Raw genomic sequence first — 17,620 nt, 5'->3', positions numbered from 1 at the left:
TTAAGAAATATTGCTTTATTTTAGAAACTGGGCAATTTCGCGGCCGAATTTGATCGGTTCACTAATTAACGGCGTATGCCCAGACTTTTCAAAGATAATCTGTTTGGAGTTTTTTACGCTCTGGGCAATCATTTTTTGCCCTGCTGCCGGATAGAGTTTGGATTTCTCACCAATAAAAAAAGTACTTGGACAAGTAAGCTGAGCAATGGCATCACGGTAGTCTTCGTCATGATGTAAATAATTATTGATATACCAGGCCAAATAATCCAAACGCTGCATGGGTAAAATAAGAGACTGTAATTTTGGCTGTTTTAATGCCATTTTAAATACTAACGGTGCAGCCTTATTACTGGATTGAAGCTGAACAAACCCGAGCCAAAGTTCCAATAAATGTTGACGGGATGCTGAATCGAGATCAGACCACTGAAATACATGAGGCTTTGCGGCTAGCAATTGTGAGATCTCCGCCAAGAGCTGTTTAACTTGAGGGAATTGCTGGCCAAGTAAACCATATTGCCAAGTTTCATCGACTGAAATTTTAGGCGTTTGATCAATATGTAAATACCGTGATAATTTTGTATTTAAATTACCGTAATGCATGCCATGCATGGCCGTGGTTGCACCCATGGAATAAGCAATCACCGAGAATTGATCTAACTGAAGTTGTTCAATCAAGCTGTCTATATCAAGCCAGTGACTGGAAATGGCATCCAGTTCAGGAATGCAGCAGTGCTGTGAGCCACCAAAACCACGCCAATCGGGAATAATGAATTTATGGTTCTTGGCTTGGGGATACAAGAAAGGAAGCCATTGCCAACTTTGCATGCCCAAACCTGACAGAACCAATACGGGCTGTCCTTGGCCAAATTCGCGGACAAAAAGTTGTTCGCCGTCGGACATGCGGTAATGTGACATGGTTATTTCCCTGGTTTATTATGGTTCATCGAATGCTTTTAATTGTGGAATCATGCTTTCTAGCCACGTGATCCAGCCCATTTCCAAATCAATTCCAAGTTGCAGAATCATTTTATGAATAAACTGGGTGCGATCTTGATCTTGTCCATTGGCGAAATCTTTTGCAAAAATTGTTTGGTAAGTTTTTAAATTCTCTTTGTGTAATATCAGATGCCGTTCTAGTTCAGGCAGTACAGTGTTGCCGCCCAGTTGAGCTTCAGCACGTAGCCGCACCATTAACTCTTCACGTAATTGCGCTGGTGGACTTTGTTTGACCATCCAGTTCGCTAATTCAGTACGACCTAATTTTTCCACCTGATAGGTTTTTTTACGACTGGTCGCGTTATGGTCTTCAATGGTGGAAATCCAGTTTTTTTGTTGCATCCCGCTGAGTTCACGGTAAATCTGCTGATGCGTTGCATTCCAGAAGAAGCCCATAGAGCGGTCAAAGCGACGAGCCAAATCAATCCCCGTGCTGGGTTTTTCAATTAAGCTGGTCAATAAAACATGGGCTAAAGACATAAATGACTCAGTCAGTAAAAATTCACCCAATCATTATGCAACATGTTGCATAAAAATCAAATCTGGAATATAAATTGTGCAACAAGTTGCATTAAGCACCGTATTCGCCAGCTCAAATGGCACGCCAAGGAGATCATATGTCTAATTACCCTCATTTATTAGCACCTTTAGATTTAGGCTTTACCACGCTTAAAAACCGTGTCTTGATGGGATCCATGCACGTGGGCTTGGAAGAAGCGCCTGGTGGTTATGATCGTATGGCTGCATTTTATGCTGAACGTGCTCAAGGCGGTGTAGGGCTGATTGTGACTGGGGGTATTTCACCGAATGATGCAGGTCTGACCTTTGCCGGTGGAGCGAAATTAGACAGCCGTGAAGAAGCTGAAAAGCATCGAGTGATTACTCAGGCGGTGCATGATGCAGATGGCAAAATTGCCATGCAGATTTTACATACCGGCCGTTATTCTTATCAGGCTGATCTGGTCGCACCATCTGCCATTCAAGCACCGATTAATCCAACTAAACCCCATGCTTTGACTACAGCAGAAGTGAATCAGACCATTGCAGATTTTGCTCATTGTGCCAAGTGGGCACAATTTGCGGGCTATGATGGTGTAGAAATCATGGGTTCGGAAGGTTATCTGATTAATGAATTTATTGCTGCCCGTACCAACCATCGTGATGATGAATGGGGCGGTAGTTATGAAAACCGTATTCGTTTCCCGATTGAAATCATAAAACGTACCCGTGAAGAAGTTGGTGAAAACTTTATTATCATTTACCGATTGTCGATGCTGGATTTAGTCGAAGGCGGTTCAACTTTTGATGAAGTGGTACAACTGGCGAAAGAAATTGAAAAAGCCGGTGCAACCATTATCAATACCGGTATCGGCTGGCATGAAGCTCGTATTCCGACTATTGCCACCAAAGTGCCGCGTGCAGCATTTACCTGGGTGACAGAAAAACTGAAAGGTCTGGTCAAGGTTCCACTGATTACTTCAAACCGTATCAATACCCCAGAAATGGCAGAGCATGTTTTGGCTTCTGGTCATGCCGATATGATTTCCATGGCGCGTCCAATGCTTGCTGATGCATTCTTTGTGCAAAAAGCGGAACAAGGTCGTAGTGATGAAATCAATACCTGTATTGGCTGTAACCAGGCTTGTTTAGATCACATTTTTTCGATGAAAATTGCAACTTGCCTTGTCAATCCACGGGCGTGTTATGAAACAGAACTGATCTTTAAAGAAACCGCCGTTGCAAAAAGTATTGCAGTAATTGGTGCGGGTCCGGCTGGTTTAAGTTTTGCCACCTATGCAGCGGAACGTGGACATAAAGTAACTATTTTTGAAGCAGCGAATCAAATTGGCGGTCAATTTAATATTGCCAAAACCATTCCAGGAAAAGAAGAATTCTATGAAACACTGCGTTATTTCAAACGCAGAATTGAATTACTTCCTAATATTCAGTTACGTCTAAACCATTACGCGACTTATGATGAACTGAGCAAAGCAAACTTTGATGACATCGTAGTCGCAACAGGTGTGACTCCACGCCATTTAGAGATCGAAGGCATTGATCATCCTAAAGTCTTGACTTACCTGGAAGTATTAAAAGAACGTAAACCAGTCGGTCAACGTGTCGCAATTATTGGTGCAGGCGGTATTGGTTTTGATACGGCTGAATATTTAACCCATGAAGGCGATAGCGCAAGCCTGAATCCGGAAAAATTTTATAATGAATGGGGTATTGACACCACGTATGAAAATGTCGGTGGTTTGAAAGCAGCTAAATTAGAACAATCCAATCGTGAAATTTACCTGCTGCAACGTAAAGCAAAATCAGTAGGAGCAGGCTTGGGCAAAACCACTGGCTGGATTCACCGTACCGGTTTAAAACACCGTGAAGTAAAAATGGTGGCAGGGGTAAGCTATGAAAAAATTGATGATCAAGGCTTACATATTCTGGTCAATGGTCAGCCCACAGTACTAGAGGTTGATAACGTGGTGATCTGTGCCGGTCAGGAACCGTTTACAGCGATGTTTGATCAACTTAAGGCAGATGGCAAGAATGTACATTTGATTGGTGGTGCTAAAGAAGCCGGTGAATTGGATGCAAAACGCGCCATTCGTCAAGGTGCTGATTTGGCGGCAGTGATTTAACAAGAAATAGACCTCTCTAAAGAACTCAAAATATATTTTGAAGATTTTTTTTGAAGATTTTTATCTCCTAAAAGGAGAGGGGAATCTCTCTTGGTTTTAAATGAGTAATAAATATTCCCTCACCCCAAGGGAAAGGCTTGGGGTGAGGGAATAAATAGAATGAAATAATGGATATAAAGAGAGGAAATAAAAATGGCTTTAACAAATACTCAAGCCTCAGTTCAGCGCTGGCATGAAATGCTGAAAACAAGTGATATGTCTATTTTGAATGATCTGCTTGCTGATGATGTGGTTTTTCGTTCACCAGTGGCATATAACCCTTATCCAGGTAAGCAAGTGGTATTTTTTATTTTGACCAATGTTATTCAAATCTTTGAAAACTTTAGGTATCACCGTGAATTTTATTCAGAAGATGGATTGAACGTGGTACTGGAGTTTTCAGCCAATGTGGGTGAAAAAAAACTTAAAGGCATTGATATGATTCAGTTTAATGAACAAGGTCAAATTATCGATTTTGAAGTGATGTTGCGTCCTAAAAGCGGTTTGGAAGCATTGGCCGTGCAGATGGGACAGCGTATGGCTGCTTTTATGCCAAAAGCACAAACATAAAGAGTATAGTAAAGAGATCAACGGTCATGGAATGACATTTACTGAATATTTTGAGTTGCATCATTTTTAAGGTGGAGCGAATATGAAATTTTTAGTCAAAGCTATCAGTCTATTGGCACAAGAATTGGTCGATCAGATTACAGGTGCAGAATTCCCTACGCTTTATTTTAATCCACAAGGCGAGGCAAGGCAGATGCTCGATGTTTTGCCTCAACTGAAACAGAAATATCGTCCGACACCGTGGTTATCAAATACGCATTTGCATTTGATGTATTTTGACTTGATTAAAAAGAAAACTATTCAGCTGAAATATGATGTCATTGAACAGTTGCACATGCCTGATGGTGGTGTCACGGGTATTGCCTGGTATGGGCTTGACCTTCCTGCAGATACTCCGACTATTATATTAATGCATACACTGACTGGTACACCTGAAAGTATGTCAGAACTGGTGCGTGACTTACATCAACATACAGGCTGGCGTGTGGCATTATGTTTGCGCCGTGGTCATGCCAACTTGCCCATGCCGATACCCAAAATTTCTATATTTGGTTCAACGGATGATTTGCGTGAACAAATTCACCACATTCAAACAAAATTTCCAGATTCTTCTTTATATGCCGTAGGTTCATCTGCCGGTACAGGATTATTAGTGCGCTATTTGGGAGAAGAAGGAGCACAAACACCCATTAAAGCCGCTTTTGCACTTTGTCCAGGTTATGACACGGAGCATGGTTTTAAAAATGTCCATCCATTTTACAGTAAGGTCATGACCAAAAAACTGTTTAAGGCTTTTATTTATCCTTATACAACAACGTGGGAAAAAACTGCATCTTTATCACAAGTACTAGCGACTACAAGCCTGTTGGAATTTCAATACCAATGTTTTGAACTGGCAGGTTATAGCAGTTTTGAAGACTATAATCAGGCAACCAATCCAATCTTGGTATTTGAAAATGTCAAAATTCCATTGATGATTTTAAATGCCGAGGATGATCCCGTTTGCCATATTCAAAATTTTGCCCCCTACAAAGAAACCCTTCTACAGATGTCGAATATTATGGTGGTGACCACGAAAAAGGGCAGTCACTGTGGTTTTTATGAGGGCGTAAATCACACGCACTCATGGTCAGCACGGTTGATTTCAGACTATCTGGTTGCACAATATGAGCAAATTTAAGAGTGTGAAAATGATTGATGAACGAAAACTATGAAATATTTTGATGCAATTACCTTGGGTTGGACGGGCAAATAATTAGTATCTAAATCAGAATTTCTGTTACAATCATTTCAACAATAAAAATGACATGAAAGTGTTCTTTTTTTTAAATTGATATAACTCTTATTTTAATCTGAATTATCAAAGTAAAGGTTGTTATTTTGAAATGCCAATGGTGGCGTTTCTGTATGTGTTGAAAAAATTGGTGTAAATGTTGAATATAATTGAAAATTTAGTAGCAAAATCTGTAAACGGTAGTGAAATTATTGTATCGCTGGTACCTTCAAAAAAAATGCAAAGTACTCGTGATGGGTTTAAATGGGTTGAAGTTGGTAAAAGAGTAATGCTTCAGTCTGGTGTTGAAATTGATTTGAACCTTGATGGTCGTAGCTTCTATACAGGTGTTAATGAAATGTTTCGATTCACCTCACGTGTGAATTAAACATTTAAATAATCACTCATCTAAATTAAAAACCGCCTTGATGGCGGTTTTTTGCTATCTGGTCATCCATTTACAGTTACTGTTTTGTATCGATATGAATTTTCTTATAAGTCATCATTTAATGATGAGTAATCATTTTTCGTTTATGAAACAGTGATGCAAACTTGTTGTTTAGAGGATTGAGGGGTTTTATTTATATGCTTCAATTAAAAAATTTATGTTTAAGAGAATTTAAAAGAAATTAATTTTTACAATTTTGTAGATTTTTTGGCATTTTTTGTCACTTTTTGTCATTTATTAGTGAGTGTGATAGCGGTATAAAAAGTAATCCACTTTATATAGGGGAGTGGTAGATTGATGAGCACACTAGAATTATTATTAACTTCCTCATCTGTGCTGATGTTGATGTTAGTGATCTATGCCTTTGGGCAAATGTTTAATTAGTTAGAAATATGCTTGATAAAAAAGTACCTTAGGGTGCTTTTTTATGGATCTGATTTTTACAAAACCATTTTAAGTGGTTTCATGGCTAGTATGAATGAGTTCAGACAAATGATAGCCAAAGCTTTCTACATCAATTAAATGTACTTGTTTAGTCGCTTTACCTAAGCTTCGATCACGATTGGGTAGCCATAAGTATTTTAAGTTAGGGTCATCAATTAATCCCATGTTGTAATTTATATCAATTTTTAAAACCTAATCATCAGCTGTGGTAAATTTCATCTATTGTAAAACTTTAGTAGGAAACTCATCTCACGTTTTCCATTCAGTCCATTCATGATAGTGGCTCTGCAATTGCTTCATTTGGGGCTTTGTATTTATCTAAATGGTGGTTTTGTATCCAGATTATGCTATTTCATTTAAGCTGTAAACAGCTGCGATATCTGTGCTATCTCATACCAAGAACCAAGATGACAATTGAATTAGAAATTGTTGAAATTTTATCAGATATTTTTTTCCCCTAGTCATGTTCTTTTAAGTAACAAAAACAGTTTCACTGATGAATAATATATTGAATATATAGGATTTTTTTGATTGTGAAATTTTAGATATTATTTTTTTAAATATGATTGATATTTTTATTTTTAAATTCTGAGAGTGAATGATTTTATTTATAAAAATTTAGCTTGAATTATTTTTTATAAATATTTATTTAATAATTATTGGTTTTTATATGTTAATTCAGTAACTGAGAGGCTGTTTTATAATGCTATTTAACTTTATAAGTATAATTTTATTTTAGTATTATATTTTGATACATCATTACTATTTTTATTAAGTTAACTTCAGTATATGCTGATATTGTGATTAATAATTTGACCGGTATTTTCATTAAGTCAAGTGATCAGTAGGAATACTATTATGTCTAAATCTAAGTCTCAAAATCCACCCGATTCTAGTCAACGAAATCAGCCCATAAAACAACCCCATCACTTACCAGAGCATGACCATAGGAATAATGAGAAAAGATCGCCTGAAAAGCCGGTACAGAGCGAAAAATAAGAATAGCTCATTATACCATTGCCATGTTGAAAGAGGTTTCGGCCTCTTTTAACAGGATTATAGTACATTAAACCCATAAAATTTTATAAAATGAATGAGGATTTTAAAATTTTTTCCAAGCTTGTTTATATGGGTAAATAGGATAAAGCTATAACTTACTTCATTTCTGTAAAGCATCTTAAGAAAAATTAACAAGAATTATAGGGGATGTTTTTTTAGAACACTATCTTCCTGATTTCACAGATTAAAGGTCTATGTAAAATGAATATGACAACAACATATCCACAAAAATTAGTCACATTTTATAAATTGGATAGTCCCGATATTCAAAGAGGGGTTTGGGCTAATTATGATAAAAATGGAAATTTTATAAATCTTACCAATTATTATGGTAAAAAATTAGAGTTAATTGGGCCTGATCGTGTCCGAATAGATGGAGAGGTATGGGTGTGCAAAGACCATTTTAAATAGACACTTAATATGTTTTATTTAAGTCATGCTATTGCCTATAAGGATGAAATTTTATATTTAAATGGGTGGAAATTATAATTATACACCTTGATTTTAAAAAATTAATTTGACCCTATAAATGATAGATCATGATTAAATATTTATAATGATTAGAAAAATTAAAGAAAATTTTAACAAAATCATATATATTTGTATTTTTATCAAAGCTCATATGGCAAGTAACAATGATTGCAAAAAAATTAAGAATACTTAGCTCTGTTCTAGCCATTCTGGGTATCTCTGCATTTTTCACATTTCAGTATTTTCTACAAACTGAAGAGTTTAGTGGTTTTAAAGAGGGGACTGAACAATACAATGGGTATCGCTATGCCCAAGACAATCAGCTGACGTCTATAGGTCAGTGCGATGATGAGAAAGATGAACCTGCTATGAATTTTAATCCTGATTTTATGCAAGGTTGTAAGCAGTACTTTGATCGATAGTATGAATAGGTAAATCTGTTTAGTTGGTGATTTATTGAAAATGAAATCACCTTTTAAAAGATTATTATTGGGATTTTGATTTGATGACTGAATACTCAAACCTGAAAAATTTTGAATAATCCTATACATCAAAAAAATAGATTAATACTGTCGCTTTTCTGAGGGGTGCTTTTTAGGAATTGCTATATATTCATCTTTCATTTCAAAGAAAAATTGATTTGCTTCGCCAGCGTTGCAATTCAGCCATTCCATTCTATTGTCTTCAGGTATCACAATAATGGAACGCTTTTCACTATTAGGTTTATGGAATTGTTTCATAAATGGATGATGATCTGCATTTATGGTGAGCAAGCTCATTGATCTGATCTGTTTATTGTCGACTACTGCATCTTCATAGATCGCTGCAAGTGTAAACGGCAGTTTATCTTCACGAGAAATTCCAAACCAATGCGGCTTTCCATCTATATATTTGGGCTCAAAAATTGTTTCGACCGGCACTAGGGTGAATTGATTTTTATGCCATGCATGTCGAAAACTCGGTTTTTCAGCCACGCTTTCAGTTCTGGCGTTATAGGTATGACGACCAAATTTTACTTCCTTAGCCCAAAAAGGAATAAGACCAAATTTGGCTAGATCCCATTCTGGCTGATCTGCGCCATGCATTAAAATTGGCGCATCGTATAAAGGGAAAATATCATTAGGAAATTCAAAGGGAGGTTCTGGAAGATTCAGAAGAAAGGCTCTATTTTTTTTGATCGCTTCAAAATTTGCACACATGAGCTGTCTCTTTATTTTTATTCCTTTTCATTAAATCAAAAATAATTAACAATAATAATAAATCTTACAAATCTAGAACCATTCCTATTAAAGCAGTTATGGTCAGAATTTTAATCACATTGCATTTAGCTAAACCTACATGGTTGAATATATTAAGCTTAATCTTTATTTGAGCTTTAAATTAAGCCATTTTAATGTAATGAGTAAGGCTTAAAATAATTTTTTTTCAATTTTATATCGGATTTAAAAGAATATACCGCTTATTTTGATAACTTGATTATCTATGTAGACTAATGAATATAATGAATTTTTTGCCCATAAGATGCATTCATTATCTCTGGAACATAGAGGATAGAACTTAACTGAAATGTATATCGTTTCATCCAGAATTATGTTTGAGTTAAATCCTTATAGTATTCCAGATAATTTCGTGGAGACAGCAGCAGGCTTGATTTTCTTCCTAAACTATTTTGCTTTCATGTTTATGAATTTAAGGGGGAGCATAAACATAGATATCTTCACGAATGTCACAATAGATATCTTCACGAATGTCACAAATGTGGTAAAGCAGATGAGTGCGCTTTTTTTCCTGAGAATTGAATTTGTCTAAATCTCTGTTAAATACTCAATATTGCCAATTTTTTTCTTTTTATATTCTAGGTGGCTGTAAAAATACCTGGCCAGATAAAAATAATTTAAAGTGCTGTTGAGATGCATTGTTAAAATATTAAGCTTTAAGTCATCATTTTGAATATCTCAAAATTATAATTTTTGAATGTTTGCTTTAAACTGAGCCAACTCAACCCAGTACCTAATCGGGAAAAATCTAAATATATATCTGCATACTAGAGATATATGGATGTGGGTTAAGAAAGATGTAATCTAAGTAAGCCTGGAATTAACTTGTTAATAAGTTAATAAGTTAATAAGTTAATATTTTTAGTAATTAATGTGAATTGAAATAGATGTATTTTATTTTTAAATCAATTATATATATAAATTAAACTTACATGGAAAAAAATTGAAACAGATGAAATGTAGGATAATAGAATTTCCGGAGTAGAGTGAAAAGTTGTAATGGGTACAACATATTTCAAACTACTAGAGGATATGAAAAAAATGGCTAATCCGCAAACAATTCAGCAAAGTCAACATAATCAACAGCCTGATCAACCGAAACAACCGAATCAGCCACAGCCAGACCAGCAGAACCAGCACATTCAGGAATCTAATCCACAAAAGCAGCCGAATGAGAAAACTCAAAGTCCGCAAAAGCAACAGAAATAAAATCTTGCTTTACTCGCCTTGAATCCATGTATTCAGGGTTTTTATTGCTCTCTAAATTTTTAACAGATAAGCTGTGTAATTATTTATAGGGATTGTTGTTTCATCTATAGGTAAGCAATAAATTAAAATGAACTTAAGACTATTCAAAATGATAAGTGCTATTTTAGCCATTATAGGTATTTCGGCCTTTTTATATTTCCAGTATTCAGTGAAACCAGAAAAATTTGGTGGTTTTAAAGAAGGTACCGAACAATACAATGGTTACCGCTATGCACAGGATATGCTTAAGTCGGCAGACCAGTGTGATGATGATAAGGATGATCCAGCCATGAATTTTAATGAAGAATTTTATGAAGGCTGTAAGAAGTATTTTGAAGAACAACACCAGCTTTCCAAATAATTTTTCTTATATCCCCCTCTAATAGGTGTTTATTCTTCAGTAATTTAGTCACCATTTCAATAGTAAGACTATCTTCCTAAAAATTCTTCGCAATGCTCTGCAATAAATATTCATTTTTTTGAATGCTAAATTTTTTGTCTCATTTTGCTTGTTGGTTCAGTGCCATTGACTAAACATCGCAAAAGTGACTTTGATAACTGTCAAGTATGTGAATCATTGATCTCATCAATAAGTTAAAAACCACTTCATCTATATACATAATTTCATCATGAATAGTAGGGTAAATGTTTAAGAGAAGTGAGTTCAAGTAATGATTGTGAATGTAGCAATAGTGCAGGCACCTTTGAATCAAAAGCATGCAATTATGCGGTTTACAAAGAAGGGAATTGATACAGATTTGAGGGTTGATCAGGCCAAAGAAAGAGTAAATTAATAGTGTCATGATTAAGGCAATATAAAAGAAAGGAGGGGAATAAGGATGGCTACTCCACTACAAAATCCGCAACCCGATCAGCTAAATCTGCATATTGGATTCTCCCGGAAACCTGATGAGGAAAAAGCACCCAATCTGCCTAATCCATAACCTGATCAACCTACCCAACATCTTCAATAATTGAATTTACAGAAATACCCATCAGCCACATAAAAATTTCTGGAGACCAGATGAATTAAACTTTACCCATCTATCTCTCAACATTGGAGGTATGTAGTGTTTTTCCTTACCCAAAGTTTTTGCTTAAATTGCTATAAGGAGAAAAGTTGATGAATTCCAATGATGATCGCAATGGTATAAAAAAATTACAAAATGATGTGAAAGTGGATTTGTATGCGGATCCAGTTACGGATAAATCCGATTCCCAGCCCTTGGGGCCGATGGGTGCAGTAGTAGGGGCGACTAGTGGCGCGCTTGCTGGTGCTGCTGTAGGTGCCACGATTGGTAGTATAGGTGGACCATTAGATGCTTTAATCGGTGGGGCGTTAGGTGCAATAGTGGGTGGTGTATCCGGTCATGCAACTGCAGAAGCGATAAACCCTATTATTGAAGATAATTATTGGCGCGAAAACAGTAGTTATCAGCTTTATTATAAATTGGCTCTAAAGGATTATCCTGATTTAAACTATGAGAGAGATTATCGGCAGGCTTATCGTATAGGTTATAACGATTTATCTGTGTACGATTCAGCAATGAATTTTGAATATATAGAGCTCCATCTTCGTTCTATATGGGAAGAATCGAAAGGGGAATCTCGACTTTCCTGGGAAGAGGCCAAACATGCTTCACGTGATGCATGGAATCGCGTGCATTTTTTAATGTCTTAAATGCCTCAAAAGAACTTTCATGCAATCTCAATCCATTTTTAACATGAAATGTTTGGTTTATTTATGAATTATGAATGTCATCTAGTCATAAAGTAGTATTTGTATTCCTGCCAGATTTATTACCTCATTGGTATATTTATTTGAAACTAATAAGTTCACTCCCAACGTTCTAGAAAATATAGTTATCCCCTTTTTTATAAATTTTTCTCTAAAATCAAGAAATATATAGAATATTTCACCATAATCTAAAAACCTGAAAATATTTATTTCAGGTTTTTAGAATGATTTGTAGGCTTTTAAATTGTAATTAATGAAAATTTCATCCCAGATGATGCAACTATCAATTATATTAAGTTGTTGAAAATAAAATGGAATACAGCTAAATGTTCAGCTTGCCCATCCAGCATAAACTGGCAGGATTCTACTTTTTCTACTATTCGATAGTAGGAACCTTTATGCCTTTTTGGAGCCTTTATCTTGAAGATCAGGGCTTTAACTATCAGGAGATTGGGCTCTTATCTTCCATCGCGATTGTGACTCGCTTTTTTGCACCTTTTATTTGGGGGTGGATTGCCGATAAATCTGGCAAAAGAATGTTGCTGGTACGCATCGCAACGTGGATGGAAGCCTGTATTTGGTTTATGATTTTCCTGATTCCAAATACTTTCCAATCTGTCGCCTTACTCATGTTGATTTTTAGTTTTTTTCAAAATGCCATTTTAGCGCAATTTGAAGGGGTGACTTTATTCTGGTTAGATGAAAATCGAACTCAACTGTATGGTAAAGTTCGAAAGTGGGGTTCAATTGGCTTTATTGTAGCCGTTTTTGGTATCGGGGCTTTATTGGAAATTATTCCTATTTCAATGTTGCCTGTCATGTTGCTGTGCATTGCATTTCTGGCTTTTATTTGGTCTTTCAGCATTAAAGAACCGACTACTGCACCGCGTTCACAAATGCAATTGGAACCACTATTGCCGATATTAAAACGGCCTATCGTGGCTGCATTTTTTACAATTGAGTTTGTGTTGTTATTTTCCCATGCGCCATTTTATAGTTTCTATAGTAACTATTTGCATCAAGTGGGTTTTAGCACCACTGAAATTGGCTTGTTATGGTCAGTTGGCGTGATCGCTGAAATTATCATGTTCGCTTTTGCCAATAGGTTATTAACTCGATTTTCCTGGCGTACTTTAGTCAGCCTATGTTTGGTGTTGACTGGAGCAAGATGGATGGTTGTTGGCCTATTACCCCATTCATTTACCGCACAGTTTTTAGCACAAACCATTCATGCCTTTAGTTTTGGCTTGTTTCATATGATTGCTATGCGCATTATTTTCCAGAATTTCTCTATGGGGCAACAAGGACGTGGTCAAGCCATGTATAGCACCATGTGGGGCTTAGGGGTTGCTATAGGTAGTATCTTGGCAGGTAGATACTGGCAATTGATCTCTGGCGAGATGGTTTTTATAATTGCCGGTTTTTCAACTTTAATTGGCTTGCTGTTTGTTCGATGGCTACCGAAACAGATCCAACAAGCCTAGACCTAAAGTTTAATCATATTGAGAGAGTCTATTTTATAGCTGGATTTCACTGTATCGATTGAACCAGGGCTGGGCTTCCTCAAGTTGAGCCGCAAGTTGTAGTAATAAGTCTTCACGGGCAAAAGGTGCAATAAACTGTGAACCTAAAGGTAAATTGTCTTGGTTCCAGTACAGTGGAACAGACATTGCCGGAAGGCCTGTAATATTGGCCAACTGGGTAAAGGGAACCCATTTTAAATTTTCTTTTACAATTTGATTGACCAATTTTCCTTGAGCCAGTAAATGGGCTTTGCCCAGTTTTAAGAGACTTTTTAAAATCGGTTTTTGCCAAGTGGGTATTTTAATTTCCCCATTTTTGGGTGCGACAGTGGCGGTAGCTGGTGTTAAATACAAGTCATAGTGATCGAAAAAATGATTCATTTGAGTGGCATAAACACCCCAGTTATTCAGATTGTGAATGTATTCAATTGCCGTGGTTTGTCCACCGAATGCAGCGAGTGCGAGTGAATCCAGTTCAAAATCGCTGTTTTTCGCCTGATATTGTTGTTTAATCTGGTCAAGAATATAAGAAAACTGGCTAAACCAGGTGGTAATAAAATCTTTGGCAAGCGCCATACCGTCAATCGGTGGTGTATCTTCCACCACAGTATGACCTAATGACTCCAGTAATTTTGCCGTATGTTGAACTGCAGCAATCGCATCTTTAGAAACATGGGTGCCAATGGGGGAATGAGTACTAAAAGCAATTGTTAATTTTTTAGGCAGATGTTGAATGGCGTCTAAATAGCTACCTTGAGGACGTTCAATTTTAAATAAAGAGCTATGTTCAGCGCCGTGAGTCGCATCAAGCATTGCGGCGCTATCTCGTACCGTTTTCGCAAGGATGTGTTGAATAGCTGCACCATGCATGGCCTCACTCATTTGTGGTCCCCAAGGTGTGCGTCCACGGCTGGGTTTTAATCCAAATAAGCCACAATAAGATGCTGGTATGCGAATAGAACCACCGCCATCTCCAGCGCCAGCAATGGGAACCATACCTGCTGCAACAGCAGATGCAGAACCGCCTGAAGATCCACCACTATTATGTTTTAAATTCCAGGGATTGTGACAGGTTCCCCAGGCATCTGGTTCGGTAATTCCTTTAATCCCGAATTCTGGAGTGTTGGTGCGGCCAAAGGTGACAATGCCAGAATTTTCCCAGCGATTGACAATTTCAGAATTCTGTTCAGAAGTATGGTTGATACGTTTTAAGCCCTTACAGCCGTAGGACGTGGGATAACCTGCATATTCTTGAAATAAGTCTTTCACTAAAAAAGGCACACCGGCAAAAGGACCGGTTAATTCTTGTTGAGTGCGTTTTTGTGCATAGTCATGCATGGGAATGATTATGGCATTTAATTGGGGATTCGTCTGGTTTGCGCGCTTTAATGCTAAGTTCAGTAATTCCGAAGACGAAACTTCTTTGTTGGCAACTAATTTGGCCAATCCTAGCCCATCATATTGTAGATATTCAGAAAGATTCATTAAGGTCCTGGTTTTATTTTTGATATGAACTTCGGTTGTTGTAATTGATTTTATATGAAGAAGCAATACTGGCTTGATTTTGCTTCGGGACTTTTAATTAATAAAGTGTTGGTTCGTTGCTGCATAGAAGGGGATTTATATGATCTCATCAGGATGTGCAAAGAGCAGTTCTTTATCATTTTCAAATATAGTTTAAGCGTTAAAAAAATTACTTTACTTATATTTCTCTGCTAAAAAATAATACAGAAATATTTGATGATCATTTGAAATCTCCACTATGATTACAGATCATATTAAGTATCTCGGTGCTATTCAACTTTAAAGTAAATAATTTAATCATTTCAAGCAAGTATCTTTCTATTTTTTAGTAAAAAATGAGTAAATATATTGTTGTAATATGGTGATAAATACTGGTTTTTCATAAAAATATGCTAAGTTAGAGAAAGAGATTTTTAGCCTTGAACTTCTGTATGAAAAATGCATATCTAACAATTTTACTTATATTATGCTCATCTGTAACGATGGCAAATGACAATAAAGCAGTTGTGGCAACAGAAGCTGACACAATTGAAACAGAAAGTTCAAATACAATTCGTGTGGCGACTCGTCCCGAAATTGTTGGCCTGTGGGGAATGCAGATTGCCAATAATAAAAAATGCATTGAATATTACAATTTTAAAAGTAATAACAATGTAGTTATAAAAAGTGGGCAAGAGTGGTCATCAGGTATTTATGACTATCAGCAATCCCCAGAGGAGCGTACCTTATTGCCAGCACTGGTTTTACAGGTAAAGTATGATAATAATGAAAAAGATTGTTCAGGTCTTCAGGAAGATCAAACCGGCGAGATTTCCCAGTATTTTGTGCAATGGAAAAATCCATCAACCATTAATTTTTGTAGTAATGAAAAAGCAGAACAATGTTTTGCGACATTACGCCGCGTTTTACCTTAAGGGCTAAAACTCAGCTTTAAAATTATAGATGTAAAAAACCGCTCATGAAGAGCGGTTTTTATTTAGAACATCAGTATTAAGACGCTTCTTTTTGTTGACCTTCCAATTTTTGAAGCAAATGCTTTTCAAGATAATGAATATCCATGGCTTGAGCACAGAAATTTTCATCTTGCAAGATCAGGTCTTTATGCAAAGGAATATTGGTCTTAATTCCAGTCAAGATCATTTCTTCTAATGCTTGTTTCATACGCGCAATACAAGTTTTACGATCTTTACCATGCGCAATGAGTTTCGCAATCATTGAGTCATAGTAAGGGGGAATGCTATAGCCTGGGTAGATGTGCGAATCCAGCCGAATACCTGCACCGCCTGGCGCATAATAATGCTCAATTTTCCCCGGAGATGGCATGAAGTTGCTTGGATCTTCCGCATTAATACGGCATTCCATTGCATGACCATGACATTCAACGTCAGCTTGTTCAATCTCTAGACCAAGGCCGCCCGCAATACGCAATTGTTGTTCAATAATATCGATACCAGTGACCATTTCGGTAACAGGATGCTCTACTTGAACACGGGTATTCATTTCAATGAAGAAAAATTCATCATCTTCAAACAAGAATTCGAATGTACCGGCGCCACGATATTGCATCATCTTACATGCATTAACACAGGCTTCTAAGATATCAGCGCGTGCTTGTTCAGGTAAGTTTGGTGCTGGTGCTTCTTCAAGCACTTTCTGATGGCGACGTTGTAAAGAACAGTCACGGTCAAAAAGGTGAATGGCATGACCATTACCATCAGCTAAAATCTGTACTTCAACATGACGCGGCTTTTGCAAGAAACGTTCCATGTAGACAGTGTCATCACCAAACCACATTTCTGCATCACGCTGTGCTGCCTGAACAGATTCAAGTAAGGTGTCTACACGTTCCACAATACGCATACCACGACCACCACCACCTGAAGCAGCTTTAACAATCAGTGGAAAGCCAATTTCTTTCGCTTCAGCCAAGGCGTTGTTGGTAGTTACTGCATGAGCAGAACCTGGAACGGTTGGAACACCGGCTTTACGCATCGCGGTAATGGCAGAAACTTTGTTCCCCATTAAGCGGATATGTTCCGGACGTGGACCAATGAAGATAAAACCTGAATTTTCGACAATTTCCGCAAATTCGGCATTTTCAGACAAAAAGCCATAACCTGGATGGATGGCATCTGCACCGGTAATTTCAGCAGCAGTAATAATTGCTGGAATGTTTAAATAACTTTCACTACTTGCACCCGGACCAATACACACGGCTTCATCTACAAAGCGCAGGTGCATGAGGTCTTTGTCGGCATCGGAATAAATACCAACGGTTTTAATTCCTAAAGTTTTGCAAGCGCGGGTAATGCGTAAAGCAATTTCACCACGGTTTGCAATTAACACCTTTTGCAACATTTATAAATCC

The 17,620-nt window shown here is 37.0% G+C and carries 17 protein-coding genes; 11 read left to right on the top strand and 6 right to left on the bottom strand.

Going from position 1 to position 17,620, the window contains the following annotated elements:
• Positions 1–15: 15 nt before the first annotated feature.
• Both ACKI4H_RS01380 and ACKI4H_RS01375 read right to left on the bottom strand, forming a co-directional pair.
• Positions 16–915, bottom strand: coding sequence for an alpha/beta fold hydrolase (locus ACKI4H_RS01380; RefSeq protein WP_407303355.1), 900 nt, complete (start codon positions 913–915; stop codon positions 16–18).
• 18 nt (positions 916–933) lie between these two features.
• Positions 934–1,476: a PadR family transcriptional regulator gene (locus ACKI4H_RS01375; protein ID WP_407303354.1), complete on the bottom strand. Its 543-nt coding sequence runs from the start codon at positions 1,474–1,476 to the stop codon at positions 934–936.
• 137 nt (positions 1,477–1,613) lie between these two features.
• On the opposite strand from ACKI4H_RS01375, the gene ACKI4H_RS01370 reads away from it, so the two are divergent.
• The 4 genes from ACKI4H_RS01370 (at position 1,614) to ACKI4H_RS01355 (ending at position 5,908) form a co-directional block, all read left to right on the top strand.
• Positions 1,614–3,638 carry an FAD-dependent oxidoreductase gene (locus ACKI4H_RS01370; RefSeq protein ID WP_407303353.1) on the top strand — a complete coding sequence of 675 codons (2,025 nt, stop codon included), beginning with the start codon at positions 1,614–1,616 and terminating at the stop codon, positions 3,636–3,638.
• Between the two features lie 192 nt (positions 3,639–3,830).
• Complete coding sequence (locus ACKI4H_RS01365) at positions 3,831–4,247, top strand: nuclear transport factor 2 family protein (RefSeq protein WP_407303352.1); 417 nt, start codon at positions 3,831–3,833, stop codon at positions 4,245–4,247.
• An 82-nt stretch (positions 4,248–4,329) separates the two neighbouring features.
• Entirely contained in the window at positions 4,330–5,427 is a 1,098-nt protein-coding gene (locus tag ACKI4H_RS01360) for a YheT family hydrolase (protein WP_407303351.1), read from the top strand.
• 250 nt (positions 5,428–5,677) lie between these two features.
• Complete coding sequence (locus ACKI4H_RS01355; protein WP_067867009.1) at positions 5,678–5,908, top strand: hypothetical protein; 231 nt, start codon at positions 5,678–5,680, stop codon at positions 5,906–5,908.
• 513 nt (positions 5,909–6,421) lie between these two features.
• Here the strand turns inward: ACKI4H_RS01355 and ACKI4H_RS01350 are convergent.
• Positions 6,422–6,595, bottom strand: a complete 174-nt coding sequence (locus ACKI4H_RS01350) for a hypothetical protein (RefSeq protein ID WP_407303442.1) — start codon at positions 6,593–6,595, stop codon at positions 6,422–6,424.
• Positions 6,596–7,672: 1,077 nt separating this feature from the next.
• On the opposite strand from ACKI4H_RS01350, the gene ACKI4H_RS01345 reads away from it, so the two are divergent.
• Together ACKI4H_RS01345 and ACKI4H_RS01340 are read left to right on the top strand one after the other, a co-directional pair.
• Positions 7,673–7,882 carry a hypothetical protein gene (locus ACKI4H_RS01345; RefSeq protein WP_235942475.1) on the top strand — a complete coding sequence of 70 codons (210 nt, stop codon included), beginning with the start codon at positions 7,673–7,675 and terminating at the stop codon, positions 7,880–7,882.
• Between the two features lie 224 nt (positions 7,883–8,106).
• Positions 8,107–8,364 carry a hypothetical protein gene (locus tag ACKI4H_RS01340; RefSeq protein WP_407303349.1) on the top strand — a complete coding sequence of 86 codons (258 nt, stop codon included), beginning with the start codon at positions 8,107–8,109 and terminating at the stop codon, positions 8,362–8,364.
• Between the two features lie 141 nt (positions 8,365–8,505).
• Here the strand turns inward: ACKI4H_RS01340 and ACKI4H_RS01335 are convergent, their stop codons facing one another.
• Complete coding sequence (locus tag ACKI4H_RS01335; RefSeq protein WP_407303348.1) at positions 8,506–9,141, bottom strand: SOS response-associated peptidase family protein; 636 nt, start codon at positions 9,139–9,141, stop codon at positions 8,506–8,508.
• 1,119 nt (positions 9,142–10,260) lie between these two features.
• Between ACKI4H_RS01335 and ACKI4H_RS01330 the strand changes: the two genes are divergently transcribed.
• From ACKI4H_RS01330 to ACKI4H_RS01315, 4 genes are all read left to right on the top strand, one after another.
• Positions 10,261–10,428 (top strand): hypothetical protein, encoded by a 168-nt coding sequence (locus ACKI4H_RS01330; RefSeq protein ID WP_407303347.1) that lies wholly within the window; start codon positions 10,261–10,263, stop codon positions 10,426–10,428.
• Positions 10,429–10,555: 127 nt separating this feature from the next.
• Positions 10,556–10,828 (top strand): hypothetical protein, encoded by a 273-nt coding sequence (locus tag ACKI4H_RS01325; protein WP_407303346.1) that lies wholly within the window; start codon positions 10,556–10,558, stop codon positions 10,826–10,828.
• A gap of 759 nt (positions 10,829–11,587) precedes the next feature.
• Entirely contained in the window at positions 11,588–12,148 is a 561-nt protein-coding gene (locus ACKI4H_RS01320) for a glycine zipper domain-containing protein (RefSeq protein ID WP_407303345.1), read from the top strand.
• 383 nt (positions 12,149–12,531) lie between these two features.
• Entirely contained in the window at positions 12,532–13,689 is a 1,158-nt protein-coding gene (locus ACKI4H_RS01315) for an MFS transporter (RefSeq protein WP_407303343.1), read from the top strand.
• A 33-nt stretch (positions 13,690–13,722) separates the two neighbouring features.
• Here the strand turns inward: ACKI4H_RS01315 and ACKI4H_RS01310 are convergent, their stop codons facing one another.
• Positions 13,723–15,213, bottom strand: coding sequence for an amidase (locus ACKI4H_RS01310; RefSeq protein ID WP_407303342.1), 1,491 nt, complete (start codon positions 15,211–15,213; stop codon positions 13,723–13,725).
• 470 nt (positions 15,214–15,683) lie between these two features.
• Here ACKI4H_RS01310 and ACKI4H_RS01305 point away from each other — a divergent pair, with 470 nt between their 5' ends.
• Entirely contained in the window at positions 15,684–16,166 is a 483-nt protein-coding gene (locus ACKI4H_RS01305) for a hypothetical protein (protein ID WP_407303341.1), read from the top strand.
• 76 nt (positions 16,167–16,242) lie between these two features.
• Here the strand turns inward: ACKI4H_RS01305 and accC are convergent, their stop codons facing one another.
• Positions 16,243–17,610, bottom strand: coding sequence for an acetyl-CoA carboxylase biotin carboxylase subunit (gene accC, locus ACKI4H_RS01300; RefSeq protein ID WP_407303340.1), 1,368 nt, complete (start codon positions 17,608–17,610; stop codon positions 16,243–16,245).
• Positions 17,611–17,620 lie beyond the last annotated feature (10 nt).

The organism is Acinetobacter sp. (assembly GCF_045628685.1).
Lineage (GTDB): Bacteria > Pseudomonadota > Gammaproteobacteria > Pseudomonadales > Moraxellaceae > Acinetobacter.
This window is presented reverse-complemented; position numbering and strand designations above follow the sequence as displayed.